This window comes from Saccharopolyspora indica (genome assembly GCF_027853965.1).
Classification (GTDB): Bacteria; Actinomycetota; Actinomycetes; order Mycobacteriales; family Pseudonocardiaceae; genus Saccharopolyspora; species Saccharopolyspora indica.
Genome location: NZ_JAQGLB010000003.1, coordinates 536,369 through 560,164 on the forward strand (window position 1 = coordinate 536,369; position 23,796 = coordinate 560,164).

General features: G+C 70.3%; 26 protein-coding genes. 23 read left to right on the plus strand and 3 right to left on the minus strand.

Features of this window, described 5'->3' with window-relative positions; genetic code table 11:
• Positions 1 to 118: 118 nt before the first annotated feature.
• The 19 genes from OU416_RS09890 (at position 119) to OU416_RS09980 (ending at position 11,653) form a co-directional block, all read left to right on the plus strand.
• On the plus strand, positions 119 to 313 hold the full coding sequence (locus tag OU416_RS09890; protein WP_270926574.1) for a hypothetical protein: 195 nt from the start codon (positions 119 to 121) through the stop codon (positions 311 to 313).
• A 110-nt stretch (positions 314 to 423) separates the two neighbouring features.
• Complete coding sequence (locus OU416_RS09895; protein WP_270926575.1) at positions 424 to 855, plus strand: hypothetical protein; 432 nt, start codon at positions 424 to 426, stop codon at positions 853 to 855.
• 140 nt (positions 856 to 995) lie between these two features.
• Positions 996 to 2,072, plus strand: coding sequence for a DUF932 domain-containing protein (locus OU416_RS09900; protein ID WP_270926576.1), 1,077 nt, complete (start codon positions 996 to 998; stop codon positions 2,070 to 2,072).
• A 391-nt stretch (positions 2,073 to 2,463) separates the two neighbouring features.
• Positions 2,464 to 3,063, plus strand: a complete 600-nt coding sequence (locus OU416_RS09905) for a hypothetical protein (protein WP_270926577.1) — start codon at positions 2,464 to 2,466, stop codon at positions 3,061 to 3,063.
• Between the two features lie 178 nt (positions 3,064 to 3,241).
• Entirely contained in the window at positions 3,242 to 3,913 is a 672-nt protein-coding gene (locus OU416_RS09910) for a hypothetical protein (protein ID WP_270926578.1), read from the plus strand.
• Between the two features lie 106 nt (positions 3,914 to 4,019).
• Positions 4,020 to 4,235 (plus strand): hypothetical protein, encoded by a 216-nt coding sequence (locus OU416_RS09915; RefSeq protein ID WP_270926579.1) that lies wholly within the window; start codon positions 4,020 to 4,022, stop codon positions 4,233 to 4,235.
• A gap of 50 nt (positions 4,236 to 4,285) precedes the next feature.
• The gene (locus tag OU416_RS09920) at positions 4,286 to 4,438 is read left to right on the plus strand and encodes a hypothetical protein (RefSeq protein WP_270926580.1); all 153 of its coding nucleotides are present in this window, start codon (positions 4,286 to 4,288) and stop codon (positions 4,436 to 4,438) included.
• Positions 4,438 to 4,839, plus strand: coding sequence for a hypothetical protein (locus tag OU416_RS09925; RefSeq protein WP_270926581.1), 402 nt, complete (start codon positions 4,438 to 4,440; stop codon positions 4,837 to 4,839). Before OU416_RS09920 ends, OU416_RS09925 begins: the two co-directional genes overlap by 1 nt.
• Before the next feature lie 199 nt (positions 4,840 to 5,038).
• A complete protein-coding gene (locus tag OU416_RS09930) occupies positions 5,039 to 5,176 on the plus strand; it encodes a hypothetical protein (protein ID WP_270926582.1) in 138 nt (45 codons plus the stop codon).
• A 17-nt stretch (positions 5,177 to 5,193) separates the two neighbouring features.
• Positions 5,194 to 5,772 carry a hypothetical protein gene (locus tag OU416_RS09935; RefSeq protein ID WP_270926583.1) on the plus strand — a complete coding sequence of 193 codons (579 nt, stop codon included), beginning with the start codon at positions 5,194 to 5,196 and terminating at the stop codon, positions 5,770 to 5,772.
• 39 nt (positions 5,773 to 5,811) lie between these two features.
• A complete protein-coding gene (locus OU416_RS09940) occupies positions 5,812 to 6,324 on the plus strand; it encodes a hypothetical protein (protein ID WP_270926584.1) in 513 nt (170 codons plus the stop codon).
• Complete coding sequence (locus OU416_RS09945) at positions 6,321 to 7,235, plus strand: bifunctional DNA primase/polymerase (protein ID WP_270926585.1); 915 nt, start codon at positions 6,321 to 6,323, stop codon at positions 7,233 to 7,235. Before OU416_RS09940 ends, OU416_RS09945 begins: the two co-directional genes overlap by 4 nt.
• 347 nt (positions 7,236 to 7,582) lie before the next feature.
• Positions 7,583 to 8,632, plus strand: a complete 1,050-nt coding sequence (locus OU416_RS09950) for a DUF4192 domain-containing protein (RefSeq protein ID WP_270926714.1) — start codon at positions 7,583 to 7,585, stop codon at positions 8,630 to 8,632.
• Between the two features lie 294 nt (positions 8,633 to 8,926).
• Complete coding sequence (locus tag OU416_RS09955) at positions 8,927 to 9,379, plus strand: single-stranded DNA-binding protein (RefSeq protein ID WP_270926586.1); 453 nt, start codon at positions 8,927 to 8,929, stop codon at positions 9,377 to 9,379.
• A 123-nt stretch (positions 9,380 to 9,502) separates the two neighbouring features.
• Entirely contained in the window at positions 9,503 to 10,045 is a 543-nt protein-coding gene (locus OU416_RS09960) for a hypothetical protein (RefSeq protein ID WP_270926587.1), read from the plus strand.
• 154 nt (positions 10,046 to 10,199) lie between these two features.
• A complete protein-coding gene (locus OU416_RS09965) occupies positions 10,200 to 10,445 on the plus strand; it encodes a hypothetical protein (protein ID WP_270926588.1) in 246 nt (81 codons plus the stop codon).
• Positions 10,442 to 10,828: a hypothetical protein gene (locus tag OU416_RS09970; RefSeq protein ID WP_270926589.1), complete on the plus strand. Its 387-nt coding sequence runs from the start codon at positions 10,442 to 10,444 to the stop codon at positions 10,826 to 10,828. The genes OU416_RS09965 and OU416_RS09970 overlap by 4 nt, the downstream gene beginning before the upstream one ends.
• The gene (locus OU416_RS09975; RefSeq protein WP_270926590.1) at positions 10,825 to 11,100 is read left to right on the plus strand and encodes a hypothetical protein; all 276 of its coding nucleotides are present in this window, start codon (positions 10,825 to 10,827) and stop codon (positions 11,098 to 11,100) included. The genes OU416_RS09970 and OU416_RS09975 overlap by 4 nt, the downstream gene beginning before the upstream one ends.
• Positions 11,101 to 11,221: 121 nt before the next feature.
• Complete coding sequence (locus OU416_RS09980) at positions 11,222 to 11,653, plus strand: hypothetical protein (protein ID WP_270926591.1); 432 nt, start codon at positions 11,222 to 11,224, stop codon at positions 11,651 to 11,653.
• A gap of 32 nt (positions 11,654 to 11,685) precedes the next feature.
• Here the strand turns inward: OU416_RS09980 and OU416_RS09985 are convergent, their stop codons facing one another.
• A complete protein-coding gene (locus tag OU416_RS09985; protein ID WP_270926592.1) occupies positions 11,686 to 12,264 on the minus strand; it encodes a hypothetical protein in 579 nt (192 codons plus the stop codon).
• Between the two features lie 1,004 nt (positions 12,265 to 13,268).
• Here OU416_RS09985 and OU416_RS09990 point away from each other — a divergent pair.
• The 4 genes from OU416_RS09990 (at position 13,269) to OU416_RS10005 (ending at position 22,488) form a co-directional block, all read left to right on the plus strand.
• Positions 13,269 to 14,243 (plus strand): hypothetical protein, encoded by a 975-nt coding sequence (locus OU416_RS09990; RefSeq protein ID WP_270926593.1) that lies wholly within the window; start codon positions 13,269 to 13,271, stop codon positions 14,241 to 14,243.
• Positions 14,244 to 14,662: 419 nt separating this feature from the next.
• Entirely contained in the window at positions 14,663 to 19,792 is a 5,130-nt protein-coding gene (mobF, locus tag OU416_RS09995) for a MobF family relaxase (protein ID WP_270926594.1), read from the plus strand.
• 414 nt (positions 19,793 to 20,206) lie between these two features.
• The gene (locus OU416_RS10000) at positions 20,207 to 22,078 is read left to right on the plus strand and encodes a hypothetical protein (protein WP_270926595.1); all 1,872 of its coding nucleotides are present in this window, start codon (positions 20,207 to 20,209) and stop codon (positions 22,076 to 22,078) included.
• Positions 22,075 to 22,488 carry a hypothetical protein gene (locus OU416_RS10005; protein WP_270926596.1) on the plus strand — a complete coding sequence of 138 codons (414 nt, stop codon included), beginning with the start codon at positions 22,075 to 22,077 and terminating at the stop codon, positions 22,486 to 22,488. Before OU416_RS10000 ends, OU416_RS10005 begins: the two co-directional genes overlap by 4 nt.
• A 265-nt stretch (positions 22,489 to 22,753) precedes the next feature.
• Here the strand turns inward: OU416_RS10005 and OU416_RS10010 are convergent, their stop codons facing one another.
• Both OU416_RS10010 and OU416_RS10015 read right to left on the minus strand, forming a co-directional pair.
• Positions 22,754 to 23,122 carry a WhiB family transcriptional regulator gene (locus OU416_RS10010; protein WP_270926597.1) on the minus strand — a complete coding sequence of 123 codons (369 nt, stop codon included), beginning with the start codon at positions 23,120 to 23,122 and terminating at the stop codon, positions 22,754 to 22,756.
• Positions 23,119 to 23,784, minus strand: a complete 666-nt coding sequence (locus OU416_RS10015; RefSeq protein ID WP_270926598.1) for a GGDEF domain-containing protein — start codon at positions 23,782 to 23,784, stop codon at positions 23,119 to 23,121. Before OU416_RS10015 ends, OU416_RS10010 begins: the two co-directional genes overlap by 4 nt.
• Positions 23,785 to 23,796: the final 12 nt, after the last annotated feature.

Here is a 23,796-nt window from a genome sequence, read left to right on the forward strand (position 1 = left end):
ACCGCCGCGTGCTGATCCGCGGCGACCGACCCCGCCGCGGATGCGCACGGGTGCTGACCATGCCTCCCTGCGCGCCACCGGCGGAGATCCACCGAACCCGAGTGAAAGGACCGATCCCGTGACCCACCGCAACACCAACCACGACGATTCCGAGACCGTCATCCAGAGCGGCAAGGGCACCGTCCGCCGCCACGCCGGCAAGGACGGTAAGGGCGCCGTCACCAACATCAACACCGATCCGGCCGCCAACGACCTGGGCGCTCAGTACGCCGACGAAAACGGCGACATCCACGGCGACCTGAACCTCGGCTAGCCCCATCCACCGGCGCTCACCCGGCGCCGGCACGACAGCCATCCGCGGCGCGGGCAGGGACTTGACCATTCCCTGCCCGCGCTGAGCTGTTTCCGAGTGAAGGAGCCACCATGAGCAACGACACCGACACCGCTCCTGACCGGATCGACCCCGACACCACCGAGGGCGCCGCGATCATGAGTCTGTTCACCACCGTCAAGGTCCTCGAGGAGGGCGACGGCGGCTGGCCCGGCGCAGAGGTGGTACCCGCCCTCGAGCGCTGGTTCATCGAGCTGGGGATCGACCCCGGCCACCAGCCTGACGCGGTCGCTGAGGAACTGCGGTCGGGCCGACGGCGGTGGACCGTGTTCGGCCTGCGCGACAACACCCGGTGCGGCGCCACACAGATCGCCGCCGTCCTGCGCGGCGAGATCTCCGCCTACGACGACGACACCGGCGACGAGACGGCCCAGCGCGTGGGCGAGCTCGTCCTCGCCAGTACCCCCGAGGAAGCCGAGGAACTGGCCTACGAGCTGTTCGAAGCCGCCCGCGACGCTGACTGACTTTCCTGCTGGAACAGGGAAAAAGGGGGCACCGGCACCCGGTGCTCGGTGAGGGCGCCGCACTCTGCCCCACCGCGCGGACGAGTCTCAAGCGCGAAAAACGCGCGCTTGACCCCCGCCCGGCGGCGGGGCCGCCTGGAGTGCGCCCCACCGAGAAAACCGGGGCCGGCACCACCAGCTACGTGACGTCGGGCCTGACCAGCCCGGCGTCGCGCTCATTTTCCGAGCGAAAGGGACCGGACATGTACGACACGCTGCTTCCGCTGGACCCGACCCGGACCACGCCCTGGGCGCAGGTCGGCACCACCGTCACCGGCGCGCGCAACGCCCGCGACGCCCTCACTCGAGCGGGGCTGGCCGACTGGAACATCCGCAAGCTGCGCCAGTCCGCCGCCGAGATCACCGAGCACGGGGTGACCAGCATCGACAACCCCGAGCAGGTCATGCTCGTCGCCGACGACCCCCGCACCGGGCGTACCCGCTACCTGTCGGCCGTCGGTGAAGGGTATGGCGTCAAGCAGAACGAGGACTCCGCCGATCTCATCGACACGCTCGTCGCCGAGTCCGGGGCAGCCGGCGTCGCCGAGGCCGGCCAGCTCAAGCGCGGCCGCCACACCTTCGTCACCATGAAGCTGCCCGGCACCATGCGTGTGGGCGGATTCGACCACCACGAGCTGCACCTCGTGGTGTTCAACTCCCACGACGGCAGTTCGGCGTTTCGGGTCATGCTCGTGCCCTACCGGATCAAGTGCGGCAACCAGCTGCCCTACGCGATCCGCAACCACGTCAGCTCGGTAGCGATCCGCCACACCAGCAAGAGTGAGATCAACGTCGCCGAGATCCGCTCGAAACTGGGCCTGATGTACCGCTACGCCGAAGCCTTCGAGGCTGAGGCGACGCGGATGCTCAACACCGAGATGACGCTCCGGGAGTTCGAGGAGATCATCCACACCGTCTGGCCGCTGGATGCCAACCCCAGCTCGCGGACCCTGGGCAACCACCGGCGCCGGCACAGCCAGCTCGTGCGGCTGTGGGCCTCGGCGCCGACCCAGAAGTCCATCTGCGGCAGCCAGTGGGCCGCCGCGCAGGCCTTCGCCGAGTACTTCGACCGCGAAGCCCCGGCCAGCAGTCAGCTGGTGCGTGCCACCCGCGTGATCAGCAGCGACGACGTGAGGAAGAAGAAGCAGCAGGTCTTCGATCTGCTGCTGGCAGCCTGAGTTGTGGGCTCCCACCCTCGCCGGCACCGCGAGGCTGGGAGGCCCGGCGAACCGCTCCCGAAAGAGCTCGCGGCCGTAACCTGCCGGGACGCGACCAACGGATTCGCCGGAACTCGCTTTTTCCGAATGAAAGGACCCGATCAGGGGCGCTTTCACGCCCAGGGTAGCGCACTGCCCGGCGCCCCGTCGTCTCGCCACGGTGCCGGATGTTGCTGCCTGCATTTCCTTATTCCCGTTGTGCAGGAAGGAATTTCGCCATGAGTGAGCTGTCGGTTCTGCTGGCCGCTGCCTGCGAGGGGGAGGCCCCCGTCCTTCGGGACGTCGCGCGGCGCACCGGCCTGCGGTGGTGGGACCGGTGCGGCGAGAACAGCCCGGCACGGGGAGGCACGCCATGACCCCGGCCAGCACGCCCCCGCCGACCGCCGAGGGCAGCAGCGTGCTCATCGTGCCCCCGCCGGGGCTGACCGTGTGGACGCTGCACTGGTGGTGCCGCTCCGGCGTCGACGAGCGCAGGCTGTTCCTGACCTACGGCCAAGCGCTGCAGCACCTGGCCGAGATGGTCCGCGAGGACTGGCCCGACGACCGCGATGAGCGCGATGACCTGCCCGCTTCACCCCGTGGTCTCACCGCCGCGCAGGTCGTGGCGATGTACTACGGCAGCGAAGTCCGCGACGCCCCAGTCCGCGGTGATGACCAGGACCACCAGCGCGGTTTCGCGATCACCAGCGCCCTCGTTCGGACCGATGGCCCCTGTGAGGCGGACCTGCGCCTGGCCACGGTCCGCGTCCTCGAGGAGGACGTGGACAACGCAATCCCGCTGACTTACTGCCTGGACGCCCTCGGGCTCACCACCGCGGTCTTCCCCGGCGAGGACGGGTTCCCGGTCGTGCACATCTGCAGCGACTTCCCGCTCCCGCCCGGTACCCCGATCACGGTGTCCCTCGACGACATCCGACCGGGACCTGCCCGACTGGTCTACCACCTGGCCTGACCAGTTTCTCTTCGTCCGCCGCCCGTGAGCGCAGGTCTTTACGGGACATCCGCCCCGCGCCCCCGAAGGCATCCGTTTTTCGGGGAGCTTCGCGCTCTATTCGTGGCGGTGACCAGCGCGCCGGAGCCGAGGCCCCGGCGCAGTACCTCCCACTGAAAGGAACACCACGTTGATCGCGATGCACCCAGACTTCCCGATGTCCACGGCCTTGGACCGCGCCACCCGCACCCTCGACGACGCGCAGGAACAGCTGCACCACGCGGCCATGGCCGAAGTCGCGCGTCTGGTCCGCGACGTGTTCCCCGACGCCGAGGTGATCGAGATCAACACCCGCGACCGCGAAGTCGAGCCGGTCGGGTTCCTGCTGCACGCCGTCCGCAGCGGCACCACCGCGACGTTGTGGAACGCCAAGAACCGCCTGCCCAACGAGTTGAAGTACTACCGCACTGGCGATGGATATGACTGGGCGGCTCTGCTCCTTCGCATTGAGTTCCTGTTGACCGCAGCGATCGGCGCCGAACGCCCAGGCAATTTCTGGGAGTCCGACGACGACGGCTGCGGCGGCGAGGAAGGGATCTTCTCCGCGGAGCTGCCCAGCACCGACGAGATCACTGCGCTGGAAACCGGCACCTCCGGCCTGTTCGCGACCCGGGTGCAGGACCGCGATGATCACCACCCGGCGAGCCCGGAGCTGTGGCTGGCCCGTCCCGCCCGTCGTCCGGCGATGGACCTCGGTCGCCTCACTCTCACCGCCTCCTCCGCCGACGGCACGGTGACCCTCGACATCGACACCGTCGACGCCGACCCGGGCGTCGTGGTCCGGGTCAACGGCACCCGCCTGTCCAGCTGAGACGCCGCCGTACGGGATCGGCGCCGCCAGGAACACCGGCGGCACCGATCCCACACCGGTCCTGGCGCCACGGCCGTTCCCTTTCCCGCCTTCTACCGGAGGCCCGATGTCCACCACCGACCTGCCTTCGCACTACGACCCGGCAGCCGTTTTCGCTCACGTTTTCGACAACGGGCTGGTCGCCGACTACCTGGCCCAGGCCATGTGCTGCACCGAGGTCAACGCGCTGGTCGCCGTGTTGGAGGCCTCCGGCCACCTCGACGGGGCGCGGTACTGGCTGGAGACCCACCGAGCCGACTGCGACCGCACCCACCTGCATTAACACCCCCACAACCACTGTGGTCCACAATGGACCAGCAGGGAGGCTTAACGATGCCCCGACCCGCTGCGCCTGCCGGTGCCCGCGCCGTCCTCGCGGCAGACACGCACCGCCTGCCCGACCGCGGCGTTCTCGACCTGCCCGAGGACGTGCAGGCGGTGCGCGAGCCCACCGCCCCGCAACGCAACACGATGAGGCACCGCTGATGGGCGGCCACATCATCAAAGCCGCCCGGAACCTCGACCTGTACGCCGAGTGGCGCGGGATCGCCGACGGGCCGCCGTCCGTGATCGGCACCCGCGAGGAGATGCTGCGTCACCTGAACACCTACCGCGATCTCACCGATCAGGCCTCGGGCTCGCCGGAGCAGCGACTCGCGCGGGCGGACGAGGTCGGATCCAGCGCACAGCGCGCGGCCTGGGATGACGGCGACGACCCGCTGACCGGCTGGTGGGGCGACCCCGGGTTCGTCGTGGCACAGCGCGGCTGGCTCCCACGCGCCCGACTCCCCGAGTTCCTTGAGGCCTGCCGGGCTTCTTCGGGAACGACGAACCTGGAGCAGGCCTACAGCCTCCTGGAGCCGTTCGACGACGGCACGCCGTCCTAACTGCAGGCGAAGGCCGACTTTCCGCCGTGGCTGCGCGGCCCGAACCTCACCGGCCATCACCACGGACCTCGTGTCCGCGGAGCGATGGCCGACGTCGCGACGAGCGATCTACCAGCAGCGCCTCACCAGCACCCGCCCAGGTCAAGGCCGGCGATCCAACGGCACCTCAACGACCCCGTATCCGACAAGGAATCGTCCTATGTGGAACGAAATCGAGCCCTTCCTGGCCTTCATCGTTGTCATCGCCGCGTTCATGGCCCTCTTCAAGTTCCCGGCCTTGCTCAACGCGATCATCGCGCGAATTGAGGGCCGGGGCGGGAAGAGCGACGACAGCTGAACCCCCGGAGGAACCCGATGTTCAGGCCTTTCCCACTTCCCGACCAGCAGGACTCCAGCGACGACGCGCTGCGCAGCGCACTCGAGCACGCCGACCGGGCAATGCGGTTGCTCGGCGGCGCCGCGTGCCAGCCCAGCGGCGCCCGCGCGGCAGCGGTCTTGGCGGCGCGAGAGCAGTTCGGCGCCGCCGCGCAGGCCCTGTCCCACGAACACACCACAACCGGAGCCGAGCGGGCACCGTCCCCACCGCACCGGCCGGTGCGGGTGCGGGTCTTTCACAACGTCGCGTCCGAGGCCGCCCGGACGGGCTATCGCGTCGGTCACGTCGTGGTGGAGGTCTTCTCTTACTCCACCACCTCCACGCTCACCGCCGCCCAGCTCGCCGAGCAGACCTTCCGGGTATGCACCATCGACGACGGCCCGGACCCCGATGTGCGCACCGTCGGCTACCAGCGGCACGCCACCCGGTCGCTGGTAGCCGGCGATGTGATCGCCGTCGGCGAGCGCTTCTACGCCCGCACCGGCTTCGGCACGACCACGATCATCACGCCGCCGCGGATCCACCGCGTTCATCGCGGCACACCAGCCCAGCCCTGATCGAACCGCCATCTTGCCCGGTTCTTCCTGGAGGACCCCATGACGATCACGCCCCTGCCCGGCACCGGCCATCCACGGATGTTCGGTTGGCACGACTACCGGCGCAGCTACGTGCTGCCGGAGGTCGAGGCCAATATCCCGGTGCGCGACGATGCCCCCGGTGACTGCGGTGCCTGGCATCACGCGCGTGCCGTGCTGGCCGAAGTCGCCCGCGCGCTGCCCGCCGCCCCGGTGCGCCTGCACTTCCGGGAGCTGGAGACTCCGACCCGGGTTCCCTTCGGGATCGAGGTCACTGCGGTCGTGCGCACCGTCGGCGACGTAGTGATCACGGTGGTCTCGCGCAGCGAATCCGCGCCCGCTGGTCCGCGCGGGGACTACTGGGAGCTCACCGTCAACGGTCTCGTCCCTGAGGAGGGCACCGGGACGTTCCCGCCGTCCCCGCCGTGGCTGGGCCGCCTGGTCCGCCGGGAGGCCTGGAAACAGGGCGCGTTGCGTGCGACGCCCCCGGTACGACCGGCCCTACCGTGGACGAGGGAGGACGATTCGCCATGAGCAGTCCGAGTCCGACCGACATCGCGGCCGCCGCCGAAGTCACACCGCCGCGGCTGCTGAAGGCCGCGCTGGACGCCACCGCCGCTGGGCACGCGGTGATCCCGCTGCGGCCCGGTGCGAAGGCCGCGGCCGTCAGCGCGTGGGAGCAGGCCGCCACTCGCGACGAGACCCAGATCCGCCGGTGGTGGGCGCAGGCACCCTTCAACATCGGCATCGCCACCGGGCCCAGCGGCCTGCACGTGATCGACCTCGACGACGGCCACGGCCAGCCGCCCCCGCAGGACTTCGCCGGTGCCCGCGGCGGCCAGGACGTGCTCGCCCGCCTGGCCGCCGCGGCCGGACAGCCCTTCCCCGACACCTTCACCGTGGACACCCCGCGGGGCGGGAGTCACCTGTACTTCGCCGTGCCGCCGGAGAGCGAGCTGCGCTGCACGGTCGGTCGTCTGGGCTGGCGCGTCGATTCCCGCGGCCACGGCGGCTACGTCGTCGCGGCGGGCTCCGTGCTGGCCGGTGAGGGGCTCTACGTGGTGCGGCACGCCGCGCCGATCGCGGCGCTGCCCGACTGGCTGGTGGAGGGCCTCACCCCGCCACCGGCGCCGGAACCGGCCGAACTCGCCCTGCCCTCTGCGCGGGCCAGCGCCTACGTCCGCGCCGTCGTCGAGCGGGAAACTACCGCGGTCGCCCTCGCCGGCACCGGAACCCGCCACCACACGCTGCTGCGGGCCGCCGGCAGCCTCGGACGGCTGGTCAGTGGCGGCGAACTCGACGAACCCACCGCCGCCGCGGCGCTGCAGCAAGCGGCAGCCCGGCACATCGGCGTCGACGACTTCACCGCGGCCGAGGCCGAGCGCACCATCCGCGACGGCCTGCGCTGGGGCAGCCAACACCCCCGCACCATCACCAGGACCTGACCGCGCGTCTAGCCCACCGCCCACATCGGACTAGATGGGCGGTGGAGCGGGGTTGCTTCCTGACCGGGCTCCTGCGCCGGGCCCTCGATCTGCTCGAAGACCATCAGCCCGGGCCCACCGCCGCAGGGGCGCCTGCGGCGTCGCTGCGCGATGCGCTGCGCGCACCCCTGCACCGGTGAGCCCGGGCTGATCCGCGGGACGCAGATCGACAGCCCACCCGGGCACGAGCCGGTTCGACACCGGCGAGGCGACTGGGTGAGCGGTCGGCGACGTCCGATCAGCAGCACAGGAGGCAGCACATGTCCGGCGACACCGAAGTCATTGCGCGCATGGACACCCCAGCAGAAATGCTGGCAGCGATCCCCGCTCTTCTGGGGTTCTACCCGGCCGAGTCGCTTGTTGTGGCGACCCTGAAGGAATCGGAAGGCCAGCTGGAAGTGGGTCTCATGGCACGGACCGATTTGCCGTGCCCGAGCGAGTACCAGAATTTCGCCACGGGCTTGTTGACCGGCCCTCTCGGGAGGTGCCGGCTCGACCGTGCGATGTTGTTCGTCGTCACCGAGGGCACCGGCACGTGCACCGCCACCTCGTGCCGCAGCTGCACCCACAACACCGGCAGCCAGCCCCCGGCCTCCGACCAGCAGCTGCCGCACGCCGAGCTGATCACCATCCTCCAAACCCTTCTCGGGGCAGCCCGGATCGCCACGTACTCGATGTACGTCCCGACGATCGCCGCGGGCCAGCGGTGGCAGCACTACGACGATCCGCACAGCACCGGCACGGTGCCGGACCCGAAGTCCTCGGCTGTCGCCGCCGCGATGGCGATGCAGGGCTCGGTGACCTTCGGCAGCCGGGAGGAGATCGCGGCCTTGATCGCCCCCGACATCGACGAGGTCGCCCGCTTCACCGAGCGCCTGGAGGTCCTGCTCAACGAGTCCGTTGAGGACATCAGCGAGGTCGAGGGATTGCGGATCGTGCTCGGCGCCGTCGACCGCATCGCCGCCGGACAGGCGCTCACCGACGAGGAGCTGCTGCGCGTGCAGGTCGCGGTGGCCGACACCGAGGTGCGCGATCTGGCCATGAGCACCGCGGTGGGTGACTCGGCCGGCGCCGCCGAACAGCTGTGGATGCTCCTGGCCCGCAAGGCACCCGCGCCGGAGGTGGCCGAGCCCCTGGCGCTGCTGGCGGTCTCGGCGTTCTTGCGCGGCGAAGGTGGTCTGGTGCGGGCGGCGCTGACCCGCATCGCTGAGGACGCTCCGGAGCACATGCTGGGGTGGATGCTTCAAACGGCCACGGACGCAGGGCTCGACCCTCGCGAGGTGCTTCGGCCGACCGTCCGCGAGGCCGCCCTCAAGGCCGAGCAGCTGCTCACCGGTGCGCCTCCGGTGAATCCCTGATCCGAGGAGCACGGCCTGCCCCGGGGTTCGGACGGCACCTGGAGGTGCTGGGGCTCGGGGCGTCCCCGGGTGCTCTTGTTGCGCCCGATCTGCTCCAAGAAAAGCGGTGAGGGGCGGTTGCATCAAGCCAAAATGCGCGGCTTGACACAACCGCCCCTCACCGCTGGGCAAGCCGCAGATCGACCGCAACAAGAACAGCCGACCGGCTGTCAGTGGTTGATCTGATTCGGGTTCCGCTGAATTCGAAATCACTTGATCTGCACGAAATTAATGTTGTCACGTAAGGAGAAGATCATGGCTGGCGAAACCGGTATCACCATTGTGGGCAACCTGACCGCCGACCCGGAGCTGCGCTTCACCGCCTCCGGTGCCGCGGTCGCGAACTTCACGGTCGCCTCCACGCCGCGGACCTTCGATCGCCAGAGCGGCGAGTGGAAGGACGGCCAGGCCCTCTTCCTGCGTTGCAACATCTGGCGGCAGCCGGCGGAGAACGTGGCCGAGTCGCTGACCCGCGGCATGCGGGTGCTCGTGCAGGGCAGGCTGCGCCAGCGCTCCTTCGAGACCAAGGAAGGCGAGAAGCGCACCGTCTTCGAGCTGGAAGTCGACGAGATCGGCCCGGCCCTGCGCTACGCGACCGCCAAGGTCAACAAGGTCACCCGCAGCAGCAACGCCCAGCCCGAAAGTGACCCGTGGGCCGCTGAGCCCGCCGCAGCGGCCGCCGCGGCCGGTGAGACGCCGCCGTTCTGATCTCCGTAGCGGGGCCGGCGACGCACTACCCGGTCGGCCCCGCCCTCCCGTGCCGTGAACCCGTTACCGCGGCCCGGCCCCGCACGCCGTCGGGGCCGGGCCGGATCTCGCTTGGGAGAAGCCATGTACAGCGTCGAGCTCACCCGCTACGACGACGTCACCAACAACCCCGATGCCCGTGTCGAATGGACCGAGGTCCGTGACGGTGTCACCGCGCTGGAAGCGCTGGAGAGCATCAGAGCTTCCTGCGCCCGCCATTTCGTCGAGTACACCCGCGCCACCGTCACCGACCAGGACACCGGAAACACCGTGGACAGAGCCGAACTCGTCCGCATCGCGCTCGCGCACGCCCGGATCGACCCCGCACAGCGCGAGCGGTTCGCCACGTGGGTCGCCAACCAGGTCCGCGAGCGGCTGTTCCCCTGGGACGACCTCGCCGTGCTCATGCCTCCCCCCGATTCCTATTGGAGGGACGCGGCGTGCTGGACGCACCGCACGGTCGGCAAGTACCTCGACGACTGGCTCATCGACACCGTCAACGCCCGGTACCCGCTGTTTCGGCACTGGCTGGAAAAGCATGACGCCGACCTCGCCGCCGGCACCGCGTCGTGCTGGTTCCACCGGACCCACCGCCTCATCCGGCCCCCAGCCGTTGCCCTCCGCTGACCCCGTGGCGGAGCTGGGCGCGCGCCGTCCCGCCAGCGGCGCCCGCTGCCCGCTCCCGGCCGGGCACTCGTGTTCCCCCGAGCGAGTGCCCGGCCCGGTCTTGCCGCACCACACCCGTACCCCTCGCCGACCGGCCGGAGAAAGGAACCGTCCGATGTGCACGCCGCCGCGAACCGGCGGTGGTCTGCCTCCCGAGCACCGCCGGGCTTGCCCGAAACGCAGCTACCCGACCCGCCGCGACGCCGAACTGGCCCTGCTGGAGTGCCGGATCCTCGCGACCCTGCACGGCCACCAGCAGCGGCGCGAACGACGCGCCTACTACTGCTCCCGGTGCCGTCAGTTCCACCTGACCAGCCACCCCGGCCATCCCGTCACCCCACGCGACCGGGAGGAACCATGACCGCCCCCGATCACTTCGACCATCTCGTGAACTCCTACGCCCAGGCATTCGTCCCGCAGGCACCGCCGATCCCCTCCCGGCCGCCCGCTGCCGCCACCAGCTGCGGATGCCCGGAATGCTCCAGCGAAGGCTTCTCCACCGGATGGCCGTTGTGCGGTTTTTGGCGCGCGGACTGCTGGCTGTGCGAAGGCCGCCGCGAATGGACCGACCTCCACGCACCCGCCGACTCGACCCGGCATCGGTGTGGGATCTGCGATGACGCCTGGCGCCGCGATCTCCGGTTCTTCCGCGAAGCCCTCCGCGACCCGCGAGCGCTCGCGACCCGGCTACGCGAGGACGCCGCCCGCCGCACCGCGGCCGACCACCGGGTCGGCCGACGATGAACGGCCCCTACCTGGCGATCCTGCACACCGGCTCGTTCGAGTTCATGGCCTGCGGCCGCGACGCCGAGCAGGCTCTCGAGGTGCTCCGCCGAGGGTGGCGTGAACACGCCCGCCGCACCGGCGCGCGCTGGCAATGGTCAGAGCTGGCCGATTCCGTCGACGTCGTCGAGGTGCCACCCGGGACCGTGCTGCGCGACCGCTCCACACCGCTGATCGGCGCCCGTACGGCCTTCACCGACCGCGACGAGGGAGGCAGCCGTGCCACCGGCTGAGCACCGCCGTCGCCCGCTCCGACCGGCCCACGGCGGACCGCGAACCGGAGCGCGGACCGGAGCGCGCGGCCCGCGCCGACGATTCCGCACCGACTACCGCGGTGCCGTATCGTCGATCGACATGAGGTTCCGCGCGTTTGTGGTTTTCGCCCGGCTTTGCGGTGCCGCCGGACTCGGCGTGCTGCTCGGCGCCGCCGCCGCAGGCCTGCTCAACATCATCACCGGCCAGGCCTTCATCTACGACAGCGCCTGGCTGGCCGGATTCCCGGTCCTTGCCGTCATCGGCGCCGCGGGCGGCTTCGCCGCGGCCTGGCTGACCCGCCGCTGGCTCGCCCCGGCCGCCGCACGCCGGCGCCTGCTGGGCGCGGTCATCGGGGCAGTCGCGCTGCCGCTGGCCACCGCCCTCGCCCAGGGCGAGCCCATCAGGGCCGTGGCGTTCCCACTGGTCCTCATCGGGGCCGCGGGCATCGTGGCACTGTGGGTGCGGGGCTACCGGCGGGAGACCGCCATGGCCCGCTCGGTGATGTACGGACGGCCCGCCACCCGGGCCTGACCACCGAACCGGCGCAGCAACAACGCCCAGCACTAGGGGCCCGCCGTGGCCACCCGGCCGTCTTCCACGGCCTGGGGCCACGGCGTCCCCGCCGCCTCGAGCCCGGTGGTCTCCCCGCCGGCACCCAATTCTGGCCCGGCTGAATCAGCCCGCTCCTCGCTGTTGGCATCGCCGGCGTCGTTGTCCTCCCGTTGCCCACCGGCGTCAGCATCGCCGGTGCGGCGGCCAGCGGCGATCAGCCTCCGGGCTTCCTTCTCACCGCTGAGCTCCAGCAGGTCGGCCACCTGCTCCACCGTGCGGCCCGCCTCATGGATCTCCAGAGCCGCCCGAGCCTGCCGGTCCCGTTCCCCCGCGACCGCAGCTTCGGACTCCTCCTGTTTGACCTCCATCTTGCGGCGCAACACGGCGATCCTGTCCTCGCAGGCCGCCCGTTCCATCGCGATCGCGTCCCCGGCTTCGACGAACTCCCGCAACGCGCCCTCGACCCGCCGCTCACGCTCACGCTGCTCCGCAAGCTGCTGCACGTTGCGGCGCCGGGCTTCCTCCAGCTGTCGGCTGATCCGGGCCGACCGGCGCGGTCGCCTGCCCTCAGTGGTGGCGGATTCGGCCATGCCGCACTCCTTCCTCCAACGGTGCGCCTGAATGCGAAACCGCATCCGACGCTAACCACGCAGGGGCCGCCGGCGTCCCGACGCGCCGAGAACGAAGCAGGGAGGAGAAACGGCGAAAGCGTGCCCAGCTGTGCCGGGCACGCCCACCGTGCCGACGCGGAAGCCCCGAAGGGCTTACCCACCGTGCGGTGGGCTCGGCCAAGAACCGCGTGGCCGATGCCCGGCGCCGTGCAAGGCCGCTGAAAGCCCATGCGCACCGGGACACGATCAGTGTAGCGGGCAACCCAGACGCCCGGGCCCGCCAAACCGGCACACCACCCCACCGCCGCAACCCCATCACCCGGGCACGGCGAGCCGCCTTCGACTGAGCCGACCCCGGGAGCGCGAGCCCGCCCACCACCGGCCGAGCGGCCGTGCACACCCGCCCGCAGTCACACACGAGGCATTGTTCTCCGCTTCGCTCCGAACAATAAAAGCATTCTCTTCCTTTCCCCCGGCCCTTCGCGGCCTCATTGTATTAACGGGTGGGGCTGCCGCGTCAAGGGCACCCCAAAATCCACCGAAATTGTCCTCCGCAAGCTCCGGACAATTTCGGTGGATTTTGGGGCCCCACCCTTGACCCGGCAGCCCCACACGCAATGATTGGCCTATACGAAGCGACGGGGAAAAGAAAGATACTGCAACAGCGCGAGCGAAGTCATTTACGGTGGCAGGCCGCCGGTTCAATGCTGCAAAAACGCAGGTCAGGGAAGGTTAATCCGGTGTGGTAATACTCCGTAAAAGGGTCTCGAAAAACGCGTTTCGAGTTGAGGATGAACCGCTATTTTCCTACAATTAAACATGTAGGAACGCCGGGAAGGCCAAGCCCGGCGATCGTGCAAAATAGCTGATGGGGAATTCTCATGTCGCACACTGTGACTATTTCTGATTCTGTTCTTTCCGTTGCTGCCCTGCTGCGCGCTGGTGAGCCCATCGCCGCGCGTGAGCAATGGCGCGAGACCATCATGAGTGCCGACACCCCCGAGCTCGCCACGCTGGCCAAATGCGGTCGTATCCTGAGCGCATATCCGCTGGCCCGGGCACTGCCCAGGTTGCGCGAGTTGTGGCACCGCTCGGACGCGCAGGCACGGCAGGTAATCGAGGCCTGCGCTCCAGATGCCGACGGACAGCCCGCCAAGCCTGAGCCCGCTCACGCGCCACGCTGGGACCGCGCCGCCATCGAGCAGGCCCGCGCCCGCGCCGCCGTGCACACCCGGACCGACCGCGACCAGATCCGGCCGCGCCGCGCTGCGCGCACCGAATCCCGCGCCGTCCGCGCCTACTTCGACGGTGGTCGTGTCGGAGTCGACGACCAGCCCCGCCGGGACGAGGTGAGCGACGGCTACGCCGTCGACTACGACGAGGTGGCGGTCTCCCCGACCGTGCGCGACCGGGGAGAGGGGCGCGGCGACACCCGGCGCACCCCCGTGCGCGACGGCCGCCCCTGCGTGGTGTTCGGCTGCAACGTCTTTCCGAGCGTGGCCGACCGCGCGCACCGTGACGGGTTGTGCGAGGAGTGCCGCGAATTGGGCCGCCCCGGTATCGCAGTCCCGGACGGCGCGACCCGTACGGAAATGATCGAGGCCCTGTGCGGCTACCTCGCCGAGCACTACCCGCACGCCCGTGAGCACCTGCGCCGCGAATGGCAGCGCTTCACCGCCCAGGCCGACCGCGACACGGTGGCCGCGTGGGTGACCGCCAACCTGCCCGACGACGACGCGGAATCGGCCCCCGGTTGCCCGTGCGGAGGCATCCGCCAGGTCCGCAACGGGTTGTGCGTGGACTGCCGCCAGCTGGACACCGACCCCACCGTCACCGCCGCGATCGCGGCCGTGACGGCCAGCGCCGGTGAGCAGTCCGAGAAGGCCGACGACGAACCCGCCGCCGATGACCTCGCCGAGCTGGCCGCCGACGAACCCGCCGAGCTGATGGCCGCCTAGCGGCCACCCCTCCCGCCCACACCCCCCGGCATACGCCGGGGGGCTTTTTCATGCCGCGTTCGGGGCTGGCCCGGCCCTCCGGCCGCCGCCAGCCCGCCCCGTCCCCGGCCCGCGCCGCACGCTCGCCCCGCCGTTCTCCCGCGCCGGGCTGGCCCTCCGGGCCCGCCCGGCGCCCTGCCGTCCCCGGCCCGCGCCGCACGCTCGCCCCGCCGTTCTCCCGCGCCGGGCTGGCCCTCCGGGCCCGCCCGGCGCCCTGCCGTCCCCGGCCCGCGCTGCCCCCTCACCTCCACACAGCACCTCTTGCATTCGGAATGCCCCCCGGTTCTGTATCGATCGAGTCTGCGACGGGCGACCCAGTCGCGCTGCTTAGCGTGAATGCACTGCCTCGGTGAGGCATTCGGCGTAGTGCGGGGGTTCGGGTGATCGGAGTCCGCAAGATCTCGCCCGGCGGGTATCAATACCTGACCGGCCAGGTCGCGTGCGGCGATCACCAGCTCGAGCCCGGTGAATCCCTGTCGGACTACTACATCAAGCACGGCTACCCGCCCGGGCAGTGGTTCGGGCGCGGGGCGCAGAGCCTGGGCGTCGACGGTGAGGTCACCGCTGCCCAGATGGACGCGTTGTTCGGCGAGGGGCGTCACCCGGACGCCGACCGCATCCAGGCCGAGCAGATCGCCGCCGGCGCCACGGTGGAGGAGGCGCTGAAGGCCACCAAGCTCGGCTACCGGTTCCGCCAGCACGCCGGCGCCGATGAGCTGCGCAGCAAGGTCATCGACGCCTACAAGGCCCACAACCTGGATAACGGCCGGCCCGTCGGCGCGCCGATTGACGAGGACACCCGAGCCGGGATCCGCCGGACGGTGCAGGAACAGGCCTACATCGATGCCCACGGTGGTGAGCGGCCCAGCCAGGCGCAGCTGAACCGGTGGCTGGCCGAGCAGAAGCGGGAGATGAAGTCCGCCACGGCCGGGTTCGAGCTCGTCTTCGCCCCGCCGAAGTCGGTGTCGGTGGCGTGGGCGTTGTCCGATGAGGACACCCGCGAGCTCATCGCCGGTCTGCAGCGCCAGGCCGTCAACGACACCCTGGGCTACTTCCAGGACAACGTCGCCTTCACCCGCAAGGGCAACGGCGGCAGTGGCGGCCAGTACGACGTGCAGGGCATCACCGCGGCGGTTTTCGAGCACTGGGACAGCAGAGCGGGCGACCCGCACCTGCACACCCACGCCGTGGTGAGCACGAAGGTGCAGGGCCCCGACGGGAAATGGACTTCTCTGGACGGGCGCACCGTGCTGGCCGCCGCGGTCACCACCAGCGAGTACTACAACAACCGGCTCCGGGACCTCTTCCGCGAGCACGGCGCGCGCTGGAGCCAGCGCGCGAAGGACGGCGTCGATGCGAAAAGGCCGGTGTGGGAGCTCGACGGTGTGGCGCCTGAACTGCTGACCGGGTTCTCTCAGCGCGCGAGCGCGGTGGAGCAGGCACGGGCCGCGGGCATCGTGGACTTCCGCCGCCAGCATGGCCGCGAACCGAGCCCGAAAGAGGTGCTGGAGATCGGGCGCCGCGCCCAGTACGGCACCCGCGAGGCCAAACCCGGGCCGCTGCCATTGACCGAGCACCTGCGCCGCTGGCGCGAGCACGCGGCCCAGCTCGTCAACCCCGCGACGCTCGGGACCGTGCTCGGGCGGCGGCTCTTCGCCGGGCCCGCTGAGCCGGTCGCCGAGGTCGACGTGGCGGCACTGGCCGAGGACACCCTGGCCACCGTCAGCGACTACTACTCCCACTTCAACAAGTGGAACCTGCTGGCCGAGGCACATCGCCAGAGCGCGCACCTGCGGGTGGCCTCCGGCACCCGCGAGCAGCTCGTCGAGCGCATTGTCGAGGAAGTCCTCGCCACCGGCGAGACCGTCGCCCTGCACTCCCCGTCGCTGGTCGAGGAGCCCGCCGAGCTCAAGCGCCGCTCGGGCGAGAGCGTGTTCGTCGAGCACAACGCCCAGCGCTTCACCACCGAGCGAACCCTGCGCGAAGAAGCGGCACTGGCCGAATGGGGACGCCTGCGCGGCGGCGTGCGGACCACCTTCCACGCCGTCGAGCACGCCTTGGCCAAGGCCGGGACCACGCTCAACCGCGGCCAGAAGGAGGCGGTGCGGGGCTTCGCCACCTCCGGCCACCGGGTCCAGCTGCTCTACGCCCCGGCCGGTACCGGCAAGACCACCACAATGAAGGTTTTCGCTGAGGCCTGGCGCGCCGAAGGTGGCCGCGTGTTCGCCTTCGGTCCCTCCGCGCGGGCCGCCCAAGAGCTCGGGCAGTCGATCAATGCCCGCCCGCACACGCTGCACCAGGTCACCACCGCCCTGAAGATGGGCGTGGCCGAGCGCAGTTTCGACTTCCGCCGCGGTGACGTGCTCATCGTCGACGAGGTGTCGATGGCCGGCACCCACACGCTGCACGACGTGGTGCGCTACGCCCTCGAGCGCGGCGCGGACGTGCGGTGGGTCGGGGATGACCGGCAGCTGGCCTCCGTGGAAGCCGGGGGCGCGGTGCGCTGGTTCGCCCAGCACCACGGCGCGCTTCGGCTGCGTGAGGTGGTCCGCTTCGCCGACAAGGCCCAGGCCGAGGCGTCGCTGCTGCTGCACGCCGCCGACCCCGCCGGGCTGGACTACTACTTCGACCGCGGCTGGGTGCAGGAAGGCAGCCGGGAAACGATGCGCGACGCCGCGCACCGCGCCTGGCGCACCGACCTCGACGAAGGCCGGCAGACCCTGCTGATCGTGCCCTCCAATGAGGACGTCGTCGCCCTCAACCTGCAGGCGCGCGAGCTGCGGCTGCGGCGCGGCGACGTCGACCCCGACAGCTCGGTCCAGCTGCACGACGGTACCCGCGCCAGCGCCGGTGACTGGGTCGTCACCCGCCACAACGACCGGCTCAAGCCCCTGTTCGGTGGCGCGGACTTCGTGAAGAACGGCGACACCTGGGAGGTGCAGAAGGTGCGGCGCGGCGGGTCAGTGAAGGTCCGCCACCGTGCCAGCGGCGGCACCGTCGTGCTGCCCGCCGACTACGTCACGACCCACCTCGAGCTCGCCTACGCCTCCACGATCAACCGCTCGCAGGGCATGTCGGTGGACGGCAGCGCCCACGGCCTGGTGCCCCAGGGCCTCTCGCGCGAACAGCTCTACACCCTGATGACCCGCGCGCGCTTCGACAACCGGGTCTACGCCGAAAGCATCAAGCACGTCATCGACTCTCACCAGGAAACCCCGCCCGAGCAGGACGCCCGCGGCATGTTGAAGGCCGCGCTGGAGCGCACCAGCGCCGAGACCTCCGCCTCCGAGGAACTGCGCGCGTCGCTGAACGAAGAGGAGTCCCTGCGCACCCTGATCGGCCACCACGACCACGTCGCCCGCCTCCCGCTCGATGACCGCATCGAAGCCGTGCTCGGTGAGGACGTCCCGCACCTGCTGGAGCTGCCCGCCGCCGGGGCGCTGCGGCAGACCCTGCGCACCGCTGAAGACCTCGGCTGGCAAACCGAACACCTCGTCCCCGTCGCCCTCGGGCAAGGCCGACTGGACGGCACCGACGATCAGGCCGCGGTGCTGCAGTGGCGCATCGAGCAGCAGCTGCTGCACCGCGGTCCACCTGACCGCCTCGCCGACCCCACGTCCGGGCAGATCGACCGCTGGCGGCAGCTCGTGCACCATCACGCTCCCGAAGTCGAGGTCGAGCAGCCCCGGTGGGACGTGCTGTGGCGGCGCGCCGCGGCCGCTGCGGCCGAAGGCCTCGACGCCGAGACCGCGATAGCCGAGTCGGCGCGGTTGCTCGCCGAGCGGCCCGGCAACGACCCGATGCCCGCACCCGAGTTCACCGCCACGGTTCTCGGCGGCGTGCTGGCCGATCAGCGTGCCCACGGCGCCGGGTGGAACCCGGCACTGCCCTGGCAGGCCCACCCCGACCACACCGGCCTCAGCGACGACCTGCGCGACTACCTGGACCGCCTGAACACCGCGATCAGCAGCCGCCATCACGCACTCCGCGCCCAGGCCAGCACCGACCCGCCCGCATGGACCGCGGCGCTGGGGCCACGCCCCGCCGCCGATCCCGAGCTCGCCGAGCGCTGGGATCGCCTCGTCGGGCTCGGCGCGGCCTACCGCGACACCTACGCCATCACCGGCGACGACCCGACCCGCCCGCTCGGGGACAAGCCCGACAGCCAGGGCCTGCGCGGCCGCGCCTGGCACGACCTCATCGGACAGTGGGCACCGCCCGAACACCGCCCCGATCCCGCCACCTCCACCGGCGGCGGGGAGAACGAGGACGAGGACGTCCTGGAGCGTCTGCGCGCCGAGTTCGACCCCGACGAGCTGCTGGAGGCCTTCGCCGAACACACCGCCGCTGAGCAGACCGAACCGCTCTCGGCGGTCACCAGTCAGCACCGCGATACCACCACCGAATTGCTCAACCAGCACCTCCGCCAGGTGCTGGCCGACCACGCCCCGGCCACCCTCGAACAGCCCGCCACCGACGCGCTCCTGGCGACCCTGCTCCACGCCGAGCTCACCGGATGGCAAACCGACCGGCTCGTGCGCCACACCGCCGCCCAACGCCGCCTCGACACCACCGACGACCCGGCCGCCGTGCTGCGCTGGCGCATCCAGCAGCACCTCGCCCAGAACCGGCCCCCCGCCCGCATGAGCGAACCCGACGATGCCCAGGTCCGCCGCTGGCAGACCCTGACCAGCGACCACGCTCCCGGAGCCGATGTCACCGACCCGGCATGGAACCTGGTGTGGCGCCACGCCGCGGCCGGCGCCGCCGAAGGCCTCGACGCCGAGGCCGCCGTCACCGCCGCCGCCCACGCGCTCACCAACCACACCCCAGACCCCGGTGATCAGCGTGAAGAACACCGCGTCGCCAGCCAAGTCCTCGTCGACCACCTAAGCGAGCAACGCGAGCACGGAGCCGGCGAACAACCGGTACTGCCGTGGCTGCCCATGCCCCACCGCACCATCCAGGACACCGACTCCGACCTCACCGACGAGCTGCACCGGCTCAACGACACCGCCCGCGACCGCCTCGACGACCTCCGCACCCAGGTCGCGGCCCACCCACCGCAGTGGGCCGCCGCGCTGGGCCCCCGGCCGACCGAGCCCGACGCCGCCGACGGCTGGGATCACCTCGTGGGGCTCGCCGCCGCCTACCGAGAGACCTACCGGATCACCGGCGTGGTCCCCGAAGCTCCGCTGGGCGTCGACCCCGGCGGCCACGGCGTCCAGGCCACCGCCTGGCGCCAGATCACCGATCACTGGAGGAAGACGATGAGCCACCCCAACCCGAACTTCCACCGCGACGACGCCCTCGAACGCCTCGAAGCGCTGCGCGACGACGTCCTGGACACCCGGGAAGACGCCCGCGACGACGCAGTGGAACGCCGAGCCGACGACCTCGACGACGAACACACCCGCCGCGAGGACGAGGGCTACTACGAACGCTACGGCTACACCGACGACGAGGAACTCGACTACGGCAGCGGATTCCACTCCGGGAACGGATTCTGAAAACCCACTCCCAGCAGGGGCTACCGCCGTGTCGATCTGCCCGGGACCTCGATGTTGAAGCTGCCTTCCGACAGCACAACCTCGTCATCCCGGGCAGGTCCGGCGCGCTGGCGTCCTACCCGACCGGCGGGAGAGGGCCGTGTGCTACTGTCCAAGATCAGCTACATCACATCACCAATTCGCTAGTTCCAGTTCGACCGCTGCTTTATCTAGAAGCCCGGCCGGACCAAGGCTCCACCTGTCACAGTCGGCGAGTGTCCTGAAGGAACAGTGAGTCGGCGGTGTGCGCCACACCCCTGGACGGCCGCCCGGCCGAGAGGGACAGGTGGGGGCGCGGTGCCGAGTCTGGCCCAGGCCCTCGCTTTCTGATCGCCACCGCGGTGATCAAACCGAGAGCCCGAGGAGGACTCCCCCGTGACTTCTGCATCTCTGCCAGCCGCTGAACCCGACGCTGCCGAACCGCACATCGTCGACCACCAGATGATCGGTGCGCGGCTGCGGCCGCTCGCCTCGACCGCCGTACTCGACAAAAGCATCGCCGTCGGTGTCGATGCGGGTCTGCCCCACGAGCTGGCCGAAGTCCTCGCCAACGCCGCCGCAAACCAGCAGCAACTCCGCAACGCCCTGCGCTCGCCGAAGATCCAACGGTTCGGCATCGAGGAGTTCACATACATCGAGTTCGACGTCCTCGCTTGGCGGATCGTCCCCGCGCCGGACAACATCCGTTTCGAGGGCGAGCACGCGCGCGGCACCGTCGGCATGCCCCGGTTTGGCGCAATAGACGGGCAGCCGCTGCTGACCTTCGAGATGGACTCGGCCCAGGCGATGATCGACGCGATGGGCCCGCGGATCGACGACATGTTCAATAACAACCCACACGTGCCCTCCATCCAGGAACGGGGAATCGAGACCCCCGGCTGGCTGAGCTTCCTGCGGCTGACCTCCAACGACGTTGGCCCTGTTACCCGGCTTGAGTCCACAGATGGGTTCGGCCGGACTGTTGCTGTCCACAAAGGCCTAGGGATCACGTTTAAGGACGCGGTCTGGAACCTGCGGCCCGGAAGTCGCCGGGCGGCCTCGCTGCACCGCGATCTCGTCGAGTGGGCGACCAGTGACATCGTCACCGACGAACAGGCCCGCAAGGTCCGCTGCTCGATCATGCCCAACGCCCGGGTCATCATCGGCTACTCGGCTGCGCGCCGGTTCGACCGCGCGCGTCGGCGGCTTGTCGCGCATCTCCACATGTCACCGCCGATGAATTTCTCCACCGCCACCACACTCAACGCCAAGGCCAACGCTGCGGTGGACAATCTCTACGAACAGGCGCTACTTCCGGTGCCAAAGGGCATGACCATCGACGAGGTCCGGGACATCCTCGACGGCAGCAACCGCGACCACGAACTCCTCGACGATGAAGTCGCCGTACTCGCATGTGGGGCACTCAACCCTCACCCCAACAAGCGCGAGGCACGCGCGGTCAACGAAGCCATCGCCGACCTCACCGGCACCAAGCCCAAACTGGAGGAACGCACTCAGCTGGCCGCCGAGGTCGCCCTGCGAGGCTTCCCCAACGACAAGCGGCTCACCGCGTTGCGTGCCGCACTCGAGCGTAGCTGGCGATGGGCGCCGCTGCGCGGCGTCGCATTGACCCGCCGGCAACCGCTAGACCTTCTTAGCGACGCTATCCGCGAAGTCGTGCAGGCCGGGGGCGACACCGGCCTTGCTACCGCCGAACTCGTCACCCTTGCCAGCTACCACCTAGTGGGCGGACGAACCCAGCTGCTGACCCGATCCGAATACGGCCGCGGGAACAACACCGAGCCGCAGCAGATTCTAAAGCACCTGGCCAAGTCTGACGCCGGCCTGCGGCAGCTGTGCCAGATTATCCTGGACGGCCGCGCCGGCCGCGACGCGCAGGAACTGCCCGACGCGTCCGACCCGCAGGACCGGCGATTCCGCGAATCCAAGATCCTGACTCCCAGCCGTCTGCGAGAGCTGGCGGAGCTGTCCGAGGAGGGCATCTCTCACGACAGCCCCGAAGATCTCTTCGCCGCCGCGATCAGCAAGTTCGAAGACAAGCTCGACGCAGCGCTCGTAGCGGCGCAGGACATCGCCAAGGTCACCGATCATGCCGGGGTGCTGTTGGTGGACACACGGGGCTTCGAGAGCCGGTCGATCAAAGACGCACTCGACGCGATCGTCGAGATGGTCGGGGATTGGCGCAGTGCTCGGCGCCGGGCCGCTCGCATGCGTCCCGACCTCGACGGCAGCGAGGTCGGCCGATGAACCACCGGACACGCATGCTCACCCCGGACGCCTATGACACCGCCTGTGATCTGGCTGGCGACGCACTCCTCCGGCGCGTCCCGGCGGCTGCGTCGGTCCTCCAGGTTACCGATGACAAGGTGTGGTCAGCCTTCTCAGCTGCTGTCTACATCACTGCGGACAGCAGCAACATCATTCGCTACGTCGGCAGCACTCTCCGTGCCGGACAGGTGAGTGATCGGATTCAGGAACATGTACTTGCCGGCCGTGCTGACCTCTGGATTCGGCTTATGGTCGTTCCCCTACATGCGGACACCGAGGAAGTCCTCGTACGCAAGATCGAGGGCCGCATCGGCCTGGTCCTGCGACCGCTCGACAACGTGCGGCTCCCAAGCCTCGGACGCGACCGCGCGAAACTTCGCGTTCGGTAGTCGTGACCGCCTGACCCACCATAAGAGCACCATGATGGATTGAAAACCGAAAACCTGCACCGACACGGCGAGGCCCCAGTCCTCGCGCGACCATCCCGATCCCTGGTGATCGATAAGCTGCTCGTAGTGCGGATGCAGTGGTTCCCGTGCTCATCCACCACCAACCGCGAGTCCAACTTTCTGCACGTGGTCACCGGGCTCGGTGGTGGCCACGGCCGGACTCCGGAAGCGGGTCGTTGACGGTGAGGGGAGCCCACGGTGGTGGTCAGGTGCCGCCATCGCGGGTCTCCGGCAGATCGGTGTCGTCATCGCCTCTCAACAACAGGGCCCGCACAACGTCGATGCTCTCAGGCGGTCGCAGGGCCGGAATGAGCCCGGCGTCGCGCCATCGGGCGAGCAGGCGCTCGCGCGCGCGGGCCGTCATCCCGGCCCGGAACCCGTGTTGCTCGGCGATCGGGCGGGTGAGTTCCTCGGCCAGGCATTCGGTGCGCACGGGGCAGCCGGCGCAGATCTCGGCGGCGCGCCGCTGCCGCCAGCGGGTTTGATCGCGGGGCTCGTCGTAGTCCTGCGGGCCGAACCACAGCTCGAGCATGGTGCCGGAGCACACGGCGCGCTCGTCCCAGTGCGTGGTCATCGGTTCATCACCACCTGGTCGTCGTCGTGGTGGGGTCGTCGGGCGCGGGGCAGGCGCACGGTCTGGTTGTCCGCCGAGCGCGTTCTCCTCCGGGATTTGGCCTGGTACATCGCGCGGTCGGCTGCGGCGAGCGCGGCGGGCAGTTCGACGCTGCAGGCGACGGCGACCCCGAGCGAGGCTCCGACCCGCAGCGGCGCGCTGCCGTGGCCCGGGATCGGTGCGGCCAGGGCGTCCTGCAGGTGGTCGAGGTGGTGAAGCCAGGAAAGGCCGGTGACGAAGGCGAACTCGTCTCCGCCGAGCCGGCCGACGAGAGCCGCGGGGCCGAGAACGGCGGTCAGCCGGGCCGCGACCGCGCGCAGCACCAGGTCGCCGGTGTGGTGGCCGTGGGTGTCGTTGACGCCCTTGAAGCCATCGAGGTCGACCACGCCGACCATGCGGGTGTGGTGGCGCAGCGCGTGGTGCGCGGCGGTTTCCCACGCGGCGCGGGTGAGCAGGCCGGTGACGGGGTCGCGCTGGGCCAGCTGGAGCTGGCGGGTGCGGTGCCGCAGCTGGCAGGCGGTGAGCGCCCATCCGGCCGCGACGGTGGCCGCGATCGCAGCCCAGGATCCGGGCAGCGAGGCGTGAGCGTGGGCGGTGACGTGCGGGTCGTGGTGGTGGCGCATGTTCGGGTCCTA